This window comes from Floccifex sp. (assembly GCF_051873555.1).
Taxonomy (GTDB): domain Bacteria; phylum Bacillota_I; class Bacilli_A; order Erysipelotrichales; family Erysipelotrichaceae; genus Floccifex.
In genome coordinates this window covers 1-12,947 of record NZ_JBJEEY010000056.1, presented here as the reverse complement: position 1 = coordinate 12,947, position 12,947 = coordinate 1, and the positions used below count along the sequence as shown (strand labels likewise).

Sequence of the window (12,947 nt, the reverse complement as noted above, 5' to 3'; positions counted from 1 at the left end):
TGGCTCAATTTTAAACTGATAAGGTGGCTCAATTTTGGATTGACAAATACAATAAGGACAAATCGCGATGACATTAATTTTTAGGGGCTTTAATTCTTGTCTTAATGCCAATGAATAATGATACAGAAAAGCTTTGCTGGCCGAATACACATTTAAATTTGGAAAAGGCTGAAAGCTGGAGGTTGAACAAATTTCTAAGATTTCACTTCCCTTTTTCATATATGGAATACAAATCTGTGTAAATTTTACAGCCGCAATACAATTCAATTGAATCATAAGCTCACTTTCTATTCCATCTACTTCTGTATAATTTCCCATTTTTCCAAAACCAGCTGCATGAATTAAAATCGCTATTTCAGGTTCTAATATTTTTAAATAATCCATAAAATAGTGAAGATCATCCTCATCGCATAAATCCATGCAAAATGGAATCACTTGACAATTCACTTGTTTACATAGTTCTTCTAATCGTCTCTTTCTCCTTGCTATAATCCAAACCTCATCTAAATTTGAAGTATCCAACTGTAATAAAAATTCTTTACCAAGACCACTGCTAGCCCCTGTAATAATACCAATTCTCATAACAACTCCTTATATTTTTTTGATCTTTTAGAAAGTTCAGAATTTATTTTTTTACTATCTACTTGTTCTATTAACGTTTTTTCGTTACTAAATAAATCCACACCCAAGCCAGCTCGATGATTAAAAACATCAAAACCCATTGCTGACAAAATAGTTGGAAATAAATCAAACGTACTAAAATTACGTTCTCTATTTTCTGTTTCTTTTTGACTATGAATAAATACATTCCAGATACGACGATCAAAAGAAGAATCATACGTATGAGAAATATACTCAGCAGCCATACTTGTATGATCGCCTTGAATCACAAAAACAGTATTTTCATAAAAATCTTGTTTTGAACACCAATCCATGAATTCTTTTAATAAACAATCTGTATGGTAAATTGAATTCGAAACACTTTCTTTAAATTTTTGTTCACATGTTTTTCCCTGATATCCATAAGGATGATGCGTATCCACCGTTAACATTGAAAAATGAAATGGATGATTTTCTTTTGATAATTTCAATACTTCCTCTTTGGCAAAACCAAACAATTTATCATCTTCAAAACCCCAGAATTCATGATAATTTTTATCCAGTTTTTTTTCTTTTTTCAAAGCCAGAATATCTTTTATTTCAAAATAACCATGTTGCTGATAAAAACTACGACGTCCACCAAAAGAAGCATTCGATCCAATCATAAATACTTGATGATAGCCTTCTTTTTCTAATATATCACCTAAAGAAGTGACATTCTTTAAAAAAGGTATCTTTTCTTTACAAAACGGATGATTAAGCGGAAACAATAAAGGAATACCACATTCACTTCCAACCAGTCCACCCGTTGTCCAACCCGTTCCTTTTAATACCTTTCCCCCACCAATTTTCTCATTTTGTGAAAAGGAAAGATTATTTTTTGTTAGCTTTGTCAAAAATGGAAGAAGCTCCTGATTTGAATCTCCTCCTTCTTTTTTGAGTGCATATGTACTTTCCATGGATTCTAAATAAATATGAATTAAATTCATTTTCTTTTCAGGTGGTGTTACTTTTACTTCCTGATAATGCCTGTCAAAGAAATCAGAAACCTGAAATTGATGAAAAATATATAGAATCAATTCAATTTTAAAAGCTGCATATAGTAAACAAATCAAAAAAAAGATTTTAGGATATGGAAACCACAAAAGAAGAATTGACAAAAATAAAGCAGGAAGTCCGCATTTTTGAATCCAATCTTTTATAAATTGTGTATTTGTTCCTTCTAAAGGAACTTTAATATGATATACAATCTGTTCAAAACAAGAACAACCAAAATAAGAAAAAGCCCATTTTGAAGAAAATACACAAATCAACCCAATAAAAATCCAAAGCATTTTAACTCCTTATTTCAAATCTAAAATACGATCAAATTTTTTCATAAAGACAAGTGTCGTTATGAAGGCTGCAATACAATCACTGACAGGTTCTGCTAAGAAAATCGCAAATACTTTATTTGAAAAGAAATATGGCAAAATATAAATAAGTGGAATCAATAATACAATTTTACGCAAAATCGCAAGAAAAATACTGACTTTGGCTTGTCCTAAAGCTAAAAAACTTTGTTGACAAGAATTTTGAAAACCTGTTGAAAAAATACAAGCCATATAAATTCGTAAACTCCAGGACGCATATTGAATTAATTCCTGATTGGAAGAAAAAATCGAAACAAAAAATTTGGGAAAAAATTGTATTAAAATCCAGAATGAAAACGTAAAAACAATTGCTGTTTTAAATGCAGTAAAAAAAGCTTTCCTTACTCTTTCTTTATTTCCAGCTCCATAATTATAACTAATTAAAGGCTGAGCACCCTGACAAATTCCTTGTAAAGGCATATTCACCAGTTGAGCTAAACTTGTAATGATTGTCATAGCTCCAACCGCAACATCGCCTCCGTAAAAAGATAAACTCGATGTAAAACAAATTGACAACAAGCTTTCAGTTGAAACCATAATAAAAGGTGAAATACCTAAATAAAGACAAGGAATAAAAATAGAAGTATTGAGTATCAAATTCTTTTTTTGAAGCTTTAAAATTGTTTTCTTGCCCGTTAAAAATTTTAAAATCCAAAGAGCTCCAACTGACTGTGATAAAACAGTCGCTAAGGCTGCGCCTTTTACTCCCATATGAAAACCAAAAATAAAAACAGGATCTAAAACTAAATTGATCAAAGCTCCAATCATGGTAGTCATCATGCTGATTTTTGAAAATCCTTGTGTGCTGATAAAAGGATTCATTCCCAATACAATAAGAACAAAAACAGATCCAAGAATATAAATATGAGCATAGTCCAATGCATATGGAAGCGTATTTTTGCTGGCACCAAATATAGTTAATAAATATGGACAAAAAATTGAAAATAAAATCGTTAATAAAATAGAAAACAAAATTAATAATGAAAAACAGTTTCCCATAATGTGATTGGCTTTTTCATTGTTTTGTTTACCCATTTCAATGGCCGCTAAAGGTGCCCCTGAACTACCGACTAAAGTCGCAAAAGCATTCAACAACATCAAAATAGGAGCAAATAAGCCTACACCCGTCAATGCATAGGCTCCAATATCTGGAATATGTCCAATATATATTCGATCCACAATATTGTACATTAAATTAATAATTTGTGCACAAACCGCTGGAATTGCTAATTTAATAAACAAAGACTTAATGTTCCCTTTTCCTAAATCCTGATTCATTTTTATTTATGCTCCTGTAACCATCGAGTTGCACAATGCGCATAATAAGCCGGTCCATATTGACATACATCTTCATTAAAAATTACTTTTGGATGATGTTGAGCATAATTTATTCGTCCATCATCAAAACCAGCGGAAATATACATATAAGCTCCAGGAATTTCAGAAAGAATATAAGCCAAATCATCGCTGGCACCGGCATGAATACCATTGATTCCCATTTGATTTGGTATATCTAATTCATTCATATATCCCACAAATTCCTGTACACTTTTTGAATCACAAATTAATGGAGGCGTTTGACTCGTTAAAGTTAATTTTGCTTGTCCTCGAAACGTAGAAGCCACACCTTCAATTATTTCTTGCATTCTTTGAAGAATAAAATCACGTTGACTTCCATCATCACATCGCAAAGTCCCATATAAGAAACAAGACTCTGGAATAATATTTCCAGCATTCCCGGCTTCAATTTTTCCTATCGTTAATACATTTGATTGGACTGATTTCGTTTCACGTGCAATTAATCCTTCTAAAGCCAGTACAATATGACATGCAATATGAATGGGATCAATACCTGATTCTGGATAAGCACCATGGCATCCTTTTCCTATGACTTCAATAGTAAAATTATCACTGGAATTCATCATCGTTGATGTATCATTGTACATATATAAACCCACTGGCATATCGCCTGAACTCACATGATAAGCTAAACAAACATCTGGTTTTGGATCTTTTAATACACCATGAATCAACATATCTTTTGCCCCTTGAAAGACTTCTTCTCCAGCTTGAAACATAAATTTAACAGTTCCATCTAAATTTTCTTCATTTTCTTTTAATAAACGAGCCGCCATCAACAACATAGCCCCGTGAAAATCATGTCCACAAGTATGTGCATAATTATTTTGAGAACAAAATTCTAAACCGCTTTCTTCTTTCATAGGCAAAGCATCCACATCAGCTCTTAATAAAATTGTTTTTCCTTTTTTACCACAAGAACAAACCAAACCCGATCCACATTCTTTTGGCTGATACCCAAAAGAAATTAATTCTTTTTCAATAAAATTCATTGTATCATGACAATCTAAACAAATTTCAGGATGTTGATGAAAATAACGACGATATTCAATTGTTTGATTTACTAATTCCTTTGATCTTTCTAAATAATTCATAATTTCCTCCTACCCATCACAAAAATCCCATTCCTGTACAATTTCATTTGTGAAAATATTTCGAATACAATTAAATAAAGCCGTTTGTGACTTCCAGATATCCAAATCCACATGAAAATGTCCAAAATACCAATGAGAATAATCAATTTTTTTAGATAATAATTCTAAAAAAGTATCCAATTGCACTTCTTCATATTCCATATTTTTAATATGAAAATGACGAAACGTTTGTAGATAAAAAATCGATTCACTTGGTGCACTATGTGTTAATACATAATCCACTTTAAATTGATGTAAATTTAAATTCATATGCGCATTAAAATACTCTTTTTGATTTGGCAATTCTTCTTTCCACCATGAAATACCTTCTTTTCGATATATCCGATCCATAGAATAGCCTCCACCAAAAACAAAGAAAGAATGATTTTCAATTGTATAGATTTCTCCTCGCATTAAATGAATAATATTTTTACGAACAAAATGAACATTGCCTCCATTCCATTTTTGAATAGGCAAAGCATTTAATACTTCAAAATTCTCATGATTTCCATCAATAAAACAAACAAAATAATTTCTATTTTCAATCCAGTCAAAAAAACCATTTTCATTGTCATACATTCCATCAAAGAAACCAAACCCAAAGTCCCCTGTCACAAATAAAATATCGTTTTCTTTTAAAACCGGATCAATATATGTTATCCATTTATATTGATTCCCATGAATATCCCCTGTAATATAAAGCATAGTTTTCTCTTTTCTAAGAAAATATTATAAAATAAAAACTGGTAATATCAAACTGTTTTGTTCTGATTATTTTGATTCTTGTGCAAAATGTGATATGGTACAAAGGGTGAAGAAAATGAATCATAACAAACAGAAAAAAATCGCATGTATTAATGATTTTACGGGCTTTGGTCGTTGTTCCTTAGCTGTCCAATTACCAATTATTTCAAAATGTAAAATTCAATGCTGCCCTGTTCCAACTTCTATTTTTTCAAATCATACAGGATTTGATAGCTTTTATTTTTATGATTTTACAAATAAAATGGAAAACTATATGAATGAATGGAAAAAATTGGATTTACAATTTGAAGGTATTTGCACAGGATTTTTAGGTTCTTTAAATCAAATTGAAATCGTTTCAAAGTTTATTGACCAAAATAAAACAGATAAAACCATTGTGATTATTGATCCTGTTATGGGGGATTATGGCAAAAAATATTCCACTTATACAGATGAAATGTGTCAAAACATGTTTCGACTTGTCCAAAAAGCAGATATTGTAACACCAAATATTACTGAAGCATGTATCTTAACAAATACGACTTATAAAGAAAAATGGACACAAAAAGAATTATGGAATGTATCAAAAAAAATATGTGATTTAGGACCATCAAAAGTCGTCATTACAGGTATTCATCAAAATACTTTTGTCTGTAATTATTGTTACCAGAAAAATGGGCAAACAAAATTGATCAAAACACATAAAGTGGGTTCTTCTCGATCTGGTACTGGTGATATTTTTGCTTCTATTATTGCTTGTGATGCCATCAATGGCATTGATTTTGAAATATCGGTTAAAAAAGCCAGTCGTTTTATTAAGAAATGTATTGAAAAAGCAATTGAAATGGATATTCCATTAACAGATGGAGTTCCCTTTGAAGAGTTATTAAATTTATTATAAGGAGATCAAATGAAAAAAGATTTAACGATTTTATATCCTGTTGGACAAAATTTATATGTTAATGTAACAAATCGATGCCCTTTTCATTGTACATTTTGTCTTAGACAAACAATGGATACGGTTTCAAAAGAAGATCCACGATCTTTATGGTTAATTCGTGAACCCAGTGTACAAGAAATCATTAATGAATTTCAAAAATTTGATTTAAATCAATATAAAGAAATTGTATTCTGTGGTTTTGGAGAACCTTCAATTCGTTTATATGACATTTTTGATGTTTGTGATTTTTTAAAAAGAAAATATAAAAACCCGATTCGTATAAATACCAATGGAATGTCTAACTTAATCTGGAATAAAGATACTACAAAAGATTTTGAAGGAAGAATTGATATTGTTTCCATTAGTTTAAATCATCCAGATGAAAATAAATACCAGGATTTGGTTCGTTCAAAGTTTGGAATACAATCTCATCAAGCTATGCTTGATTTTGCTAGAGATGTGAAATCTTATGTTAAAGAAGTCGTATTGACAACAGTAGATACCACGATTTCTAAGGAAGAAGAAGCACGATGTCAATTGATTTGTGATAACTTAGGTGTCACATATCGTATTCGACCTTTTGAAGCATAAAAAAAAGTGGAACTTTAGTTTTCACTAAAGTTCCGGATTCGTATATGAACCATATACCCGCATAAATATTATATACGATTGTTTAAAATTAGTCAAAATTAATTAACTAAAATATTTATATTTTTGATATGCAATCACAATAGCCATTTTATAAATTCCTTTGGCTGTGACGCCTCTTGATAAATCACTGATAGGTGCATTCAATCCTTGTGTGACAGGTCCAATGGCTTCCCATCCACCTAAACGTGCTGCAATTTTATGTCCAATATTGGAACTGGATAAATTTGGAAAAATAAAGGTATTGGCATATCCTGCAACTTTTGAATTTGGAGCTTTTAACTTGGCCACTTCAGGAACAATGGCACAATCAAATTGCATTTCTCCATCCACATCAAATGTAATTGGCATTCGCTTTAAACGCTTTGTGGCTTCTGACATTTTTTCAACACATTCTCCCCCTGCCGAACCAAATGAAGAATAAGACAACATTGCCACCTTTGGTTCAATCTGGAAAATTTCACGCGCTGTTTTAGCGGTTTGAAGTGTAATTTCAACTAATTGATCGGCATTTGGATTGATATTGATTGTACAATCGGCCATGATATATTGCACACCTTCTTTTCTTAATAAATAACAAGAACTCACTAAGGTTTCTCCTGGAGCAGGTTTGACAACTTGCAAAGCTGGTCGCAATACTTCAGGTGTTGGAAGTAGACATCCTCCTAACAATCCATCTAAATAACCGTCTTTTACTAACATGGAACCAAAATAACTGATATTATGAAGAATTTTGTCTTTACAAGTATCAAGATCCCATTTCCCTCTACGAATAGAAACCATGTGCAACGCCATAGAATCTATGTTTTCAAAAGAAGATGGATCTATAATTTCGATTCCTTCTAATGAAAATTGAAGTTCATTTGCTTTTTGTCTGATTTCTTCTTCACATCCTAATAAAACAGGCTGCACAGTATCATGTAATTTTAAATAATAAGCAGCTTCTAAGACTCTTGGATCGGCACCTTCCATAAATCCTACTCGAATGCCTTTTCCTTGAATGATTTTTTCTAATGTATCTGTAATCATAACAACATCTCCTGAATTCATTTTAAAATAAATTTATTTAAAATTCTATGAAAGAATAAAAAAATCCTCAAAATTATGAGGATTTTGAATTGCATTTCTTTTTTAAAGTTGAGCTGCAACGAAATTTTGGAATAAATTGCTTAGGAATAACCATTTGATTTTTCGTTTTAGGATTAATTCCATTACGTTGAACTTGCTCAAATAATTCAAATTTACCAAAAGAAGTAATATCTACTTTCCCTCCTTGTTCTAAACAAGAAGACATTTCATTAAAAATGATATCCACCATCTTATTGGCTTCAGTTTTATTCAACGGAAATGAATCCATTAAAGCTTGTGCCAAAGAAGCTTTATTTACATATTTTGCCATTTAAAACTCCTGTTTTAATTCTCTTAACATTAAATCATTGGCACATGTTTTTGGCTCTTTCCCTTCATATAAAATTTGATAAACTTCTTCACAAATTGGCATATCAATACCATATTGTTTAGCTAGATCATGTACGATTTGTGCAGTTCGAACACCTTCCACTGTTTTTTTATTTGTCGCAAAGAAATTTTTTACATCATTTTCTTTTCCAATTTTGTAACCAGCTTCAAAATTTCGAGAATGAACACTTGTACAAGTTACAATTAAATCACCGACTCCTGTCAATCCAATATAGGTTTGATATTGACCACCAAAAGCCGTTCCAAAACGAATCATTTCCTGAAGGCCACGTGTAATAAGAGCTGCTCTAGTATTGTCCTGATATCCTAATCCAGCAATAATTCCAGAAGCAATGGCCATAACATTTTTAATAGCTACACCTAATTCACTTCCCACTTCATCATTTCCTGTATAAATACGTAAATAATGATTAGAGAATAATTCCTGTACAACAATGGCATCTTCTATATTCTGGCTTACAGAATCAATGGAAGTCAATAATCGAATCACAACTTCTTCTGCATGGCTTGGACCAATTAAAGAAACAACAGAGCTCAAGTGTTCTTTTGATATGCATCGACGAATCACATCGGATAGTCTTTCATTGGTTTTTGGATTAAATCCTTTGGCAACATTGATTACAATTGCTTTTTTTGTCAATAGAGAATCAATTTGTGTACAAATGGATTCAATAGCAAAAGTAGGTACCGCTAATAGAATAATATTTGCATCTTTAACAACTGATATATCTTGTGTTGCCTTTAGGTCTGGATTTAATGGAACATTTTCAAAATATTTTGAATTTCTATGATTTTCATTAATATCTTTTACTTCATTTTCATCAATTCCATAAATGATTACTTCCTGATGATTATCCTGAAGAACTTGGGCTAGAGCTGTTCCCCAGCTTCCACTTCCAATAACAACTGTTTTCATGTTTTCTTCCTTTCTTATGTACGTTGACGCGCTAAAATACGAATAGGCGTTCCCGTAAATCCAAAGGCTTCACGAATTTTATTTTCAATATAGCGTTTATAACTAAAATGAAGCAATTCTGGATCATTAACAAATAATACAAATGTTGGTGGTTCTACCGCGACTTGTGAAGCATAATAAATACGTAATTGTTTTCCTAAATGTGGTTTTGCTGGATTCATCATCTGTGCATCCAATACCACATCATTTAAAATATTTGTTGCGACTCGTAAAGTACAATTATCGTGTACTTCATTTATGATTGGAATCAATTGATTGACTTTACTATGTGTTAAAGCAGATGTAAAACAAATAGGTGCATAATCTAAATATAAAAATTGAGCACGAATTTCTTTTTCAATTTTTGCCATTGTTTTATCATCTTTTTCAACTGCATCCCATTTATTGTAAACAATAATAACACCTTTTCCAGCTTCATGAGCCAATCCAGCAACGTGTTTATCTTGTTCAGTGATTCCTTTTATTCCATCAATCACAAATAATACGACATTACTTCGATCAATGGCGCTCAAAGCACGTAAAATTGAATATTTTTCAATATTTTCATATATTTTTCCTTTTTTACGTATTCCAGCCGTATCAATGATCATATATTCCTGTCCATCGACTTTAAAAGAAGTATCAATTGCATCTCGTGTTGTTCCTTCAATATTGGAAACAATAACACGTTGTTCATTTAAAATCGCATTCACCAATGAACTTTTTCCTACATTGGGACGACCAATGACACAAAAAGAAGTGATACCTTCATAGCTTTTCATCTCTTTAACAGGTAATTTTTCCATGATTAAATCCAGTAAATCACCTAAACCAATTCCATGGGCTCCACTAATACAGATTAAATCATCTAGTCCAAGTTGATAAAATTCATAGGCATTCATTTGCATTTGGGAATTATCCACTTTATTTACAGCTAAAATTACTGGTTTATTTGTTTTTTGTAGCTTACGTGCAATGGCAATATCATCTGTCATAACACCTTCTTTACAAGAAACAAGAAAAACAATAACATCGGCTTCTTCAATCGCAATATCTACTTGCATATTGATTTGAGACGCAAAAGGCTGATCTTCAATTTGAATTCCACCTGTATCAATCAAACGAAAAGATTTTGTTAACCATTCTACTTCGCCATAAATTCGATCACGGGTTACTCCGGGAGTATCGTCTACAATACTTTTTCGCTGTCCAATGAGACGATTAAAAATAGTTGATTTTCCTACATTTGGGCGTCCAACAATCGCAACAGTTCCAGAAATCATAGGCTGCTCCTTTCTATAATTTTTCTTCAATTAATTTACTTAATACTTCAATTACTTCTTCAATCGATAAATTTGATGTATCGACTTCAATGGCATCTTCTGCCTTTTTTAAAGGAGAAATCGCACGATGACTATCTTGAAAATCTCGTTGTATGATATCTTTTAAAATGACATCATAATTTGCTTCAATTCTTTTATCACAATATTCTTTATATCGTCTTTGTGCTCTAGCTTCACTCGTTGCACTCATATAAATTTTAACTTCTGCATCTGGTAAAACAGTCGAACAAATATCTCGGCCATCTACAATATATCCTTTTTCTTTACATATATCCTGTTGTAAAGAAACCATTTTCTTGCGTACAAGAGCATATGTTGAAATTTTAGATGTCAGCATTGATACATCATTACTACGAATCTCATTGGATACATCTTCTCCATTTAAATAAACTTTTTTTCCTGAAAAACGAATTTGAATTTGATTTAAGGCTTCTTTTAATTCATTTTCATTTTCATAATGAATTTGATAGATATGCATATAATAAGCAACACAACGATACATTGCACCTGTATCCAGGTGCAATAAATTGTATTTTTGTGCTAATAAATCAGAAATTGTACTTTTTCCAACGCCACTTGTTCCATCAATCGCTACATTAATTTTTTTCATAAATTATCGTCCCATATTATATAAGAAATAAACAGTGACAGCAATAGAGGCTAATAACGCAATAATTAAAATAACCAAAATAATATTTAAAATTATACCCGATTTAGAACCAGATTCTTCTTCATAATTTTCTAAATCTTCTGTTTGCATTCTTAGTTTTGCACTTGGAAGATCATCACTTAAATCTTCTTTTTGTTTACGCTTTTCTTTTTTTGCTTTTTTCGCTTTGCGCTTTGATTTATAAGAAGTTTCTTCTTCCTGATCGCTACTATCGTATTTACCTGGTTCAAATAAATCTAAATGATCCGTTTCCATTGTATCATCTGCACGAATATCATTATTAGATAATACAATTTTTTCTTCTTTTGGTTTTTCTTCTTCTTTTTGAACAAAATCATTATAAATTTCAGGTTGAGGCTGAGTATTAACAGGATTAATACGTGTTAATGTCTGATTCTGCATAAAGCTGGCAATACTGCTAGAATCAGACATAAAAGAAGCATTTCTAGGCATTTCCATTGTAGAACCTAGTTCTTCCTCTTCTTCCATTGGCATAATATGCTGATTACGAACATGAGAAGGTGTTGTATTTAATTGTTTTAAAATATTGATTTGTGTGTCATCGATATAACGATTTCCATTGTCAATATTATATTGTTTCACTTCTCCAAGTAATTGATCCATGACCTCATTTGAAGAATAATTCGTATTTATTTCTTTTGTTTCATGTGGATGATAAGATTTATTCGCATGCGATAAACGCGAGTTATTTTGTACTCTTGATAATTTAACAGGTTTTGAAGCCGTTTGCGTGGCCATTGCCTCTTTTTCAATTTGTTCTCTTAATTCCTGATATTTCGCTTTTCTAGATAACTGAGCCATAAAAACCTCCTAAGCATTCTTAATTATTATACATAAAATTATAAGACTTTTCCACAAGAAAACCAATTCCTAAAAAAAGTGGATGCACAAACCATCCACTTTCTTATTAATTAAGCACGACCAGCGTATTTACCATCATTTGTATTTACTAAAATGACTTCACCGGCTTCAATAAACAAAGGAACCTTCACTTCAAATCCCGTTTCAAGAACAGCCGTTTTACTAGCAGAAGTTGCTGTATTTCCTTTTACAGCGGCTTCACATTCTGTAATTTTTAAAGCCACTTTATCTGGTAAAATGATATCTAATATTTCGCCTTCATAAGAACGAATATTTAATTCCAATCCACCTTCATCAGATAAAAAATTCTTTTCCCATTCCAATCGTTCTTTTGGAATTTCAAATGGAGAATAATCTTGAGAATCCAGGAAAACCAATTCTGTTCCCGTATCATAAGAATATGTAACCGCAATCTTATCAATATGTGCTTCTTCAACAACAGAACCACCATTCCATTGTAAATTAACATTCGCTCCTGTTCTTAAGTTTTTTACTTTTGCTTTAACTTTCATAGCTCCACGAGCTTGTTTATTAAATACAGTATCTAATACTGAATACAATTGACCATCTTCAATAATTGTCTGACCTGGTTTTAATTTACTAATATCCAACATAAACGTTCTCCTTTTATTTCCATTTTATTTTATAAACAATCCATTAAAAGTCAAGATAAAATGATAAAAAGCACATTTCTGTGCTTTCTATCAAGTATCGAAAGGAATCGATACCCGTGTTTAGAAGTTTGCACCATTTTTTTTAGAAGTAAGATAATATCGATAGTG

14 protein-coding genes are annotated in these 12,947 nt (G+C 31.4%); 2 read left to right on the top strand and 12 right to left on the bottom strand.

Annotated features, from left to right (window positions below; genetic code table 11):
* The 5 genes from ACI32A_RS03250 to ACI32A_RS03230 all read right to left on the bottom strand — a co-directional run.
* Positions 1–582, bottom strand: a 582-nt coding sequence (locus ACI32A_RS03250) for an SDR family NAD(P)-dependent oxidoreductase (protein WP_439753592.1), incomplete at its 3' end; no start/stop codon positions are given.
* Positions 579–1,934 (bottom strand): LTA synthase family protein, encoded by a 1,356-nt coding sequence (locus ACI32A_RS03245; protein WP_439753591.1) that lies wholly within the window; start codon positions 1,932–1,934, stop codon positions 579–581. The genes ACI32A_RS03250 and ACI32A_RS03245, both read right to left, overlap by 4 nt.
* A gap of 9 nt (positions 1,935–1,943) precedes the next feature.
* Positions 1,944–3,290: an MATE family efflux transporter gene (locus ACI32A_RS03240; RefSeq protein WP_439753590.1), complete on the bottom strand. Its 1,347-nt coding sequence runs from the start codon at positions 3,288–3,290 to the stop codon at positions 1,944–1,946.
* Positions 3,291–3,292: 2 nt separating this feature from the next.
* Positions 3,293–4,465: a M20 metallopeptidase family protein gene (locus ACI32A_RS03235; RefSeq protein ID WP_439753589.1), complete on the bottom strand. Its 1,173-nt coding sequence runs from the start codon at positions 4,463–4,465 to the stop codon at positions 3,293–3,295.
* A gap of 9 nt (positions 4,466–4,474) precedes the next feature.
* The gene (locus ACI32A_RS03230) at positions 4,475–5,209 is read right to left on the bottom strand and encodes a hypothetical protein (RefSeq protein ID WP_439753588.1); all 735 of its coding nucleotides are present in this window, start codon (positions 5,207–5,209) and stop codon (positions 4,475–4,477) included.
* Between the two features lie 115 nt (positions 5,210–5,324).
* Between ACI32A_RS03230 and ACI32A_RS03225 the strand changes: the two genes are divergently transcribed.
* Together ACI32A_RS03225 and ACI32A_RS03220 are read left to right on the top strand one after the other, a co-directional pair.
* On the top strand, positions 5,325–6,149 hold the full coding sequence (locus tag ACI32A_RS03225; RefSeq protein ID WP_439753587.1) for a pyridoxamine kinase: 825 nt from the start codon (positions 5,325–5,327) through the stop codon (positions 6,147–6,149).
* A gap of 9 nt (positions 6,150–6,158) precedes the next feature.
* Entirely contained in the window at positions 6,159–6,779 is a 621-nt protein-coding gene (locus ACI32A_RS03220) for a TatD family nuclease-associated radical SAM protein (RefSeq protein ID WP_439753586.1), read from the top strand.
* Between the two features lie 102 nt (positions 6,780–6,881).
* On the opposite strand, the gene ACI32A_RS03215 is transcribed toward ACI32A_RS03220, so the two are convergent.
* The 7 genes from ACI32A_RS03215 to efp all read right to left on the bottom strand — a co-directional run bounded on the left by ACI32A_RS03215 (position 6,882) and on the right by efp (position 12,779).
* Entirely contained in the window at positions 6,882–7,865 is a 984-nt protein-coding gene (locus ACI32A_RS03215) for a phosphotransacetylase (protein ID WP_439753585.1), read from the bottom strand.
* A 73-nt stretch (positions 7,866–7,938) separates the two neighbouring features.
* Positions 7,939–8,235 (bottom strand): HU family DNA-binding protein, encoded by a 297-nt coding sequence (locus tag ACI32A_RS03210; protein ID WP_439753584.1) that lies wholly within the window; start codon positions 8,233–8,235, stop codon positions 7,939–7,941.
* Complete coding sequence (locus ACI32A_RS03205; RefSeq protein ID WP_439753583.1) at positions 8,236–9,231, bottom strand: NAD(P)H-dependent glycerol-3-phosphate dehydrogenase; 996 nt, start codon at positions 9,229–9,231, stop codon at positions 8,236–8,238.
* Positions 9,232–9,245: 14 nt separating this feature from the next.
* Positions 9,246–10,553, bottom strand: a complete 1,308-nt coding sequence (gene der / locus ACI32A_RS03200) for a ribosome biogenesis GTPase Der (RefSeq protein ID WP_439753582.1) — start codon at positions 10,551–10,553, stop codon at positions 9,246–9,248.
* 13 nt (positions 10,554–10,566) lie between these two features.
* Positions 10,567–11,223, bottom strand: a complete 657-nt coding sequence (cmk, locus tag ACI32A_RS03195) for a (d)CMP kinase (protein WP_439753581.1) — start codon at positions 11,221–11,223, stop codon at positions 10,567–10,569.
* A 3-nt stretch (positions 11,224–11,226) separates the two neighbouring features.
* Positions 11,227–12,105, bottom strand: a complete 879-nt coding sequence (locus ACI32A_RS03190) for a hypothetical protein (RefSeq protein WP_439753580.1) — start codon at positions 12,103–12,105, stop codon at positions 11,227–11,229.
* Between the two features lie 110 nt (positions 12,106–12,215).
* Positions 12,216–12,779, bottom strand: a complete 564-nt coding sequence (gene efp / locus ACI32A_RS03185) for an elongation factor P (RefSeq protein ID WP_439753579.1) — start codon at positions 12,777–12,779, stop codon at positions 12,216–12,218.
* Positions 12,780–12,947: the final 168 nt, after the last annotated feature.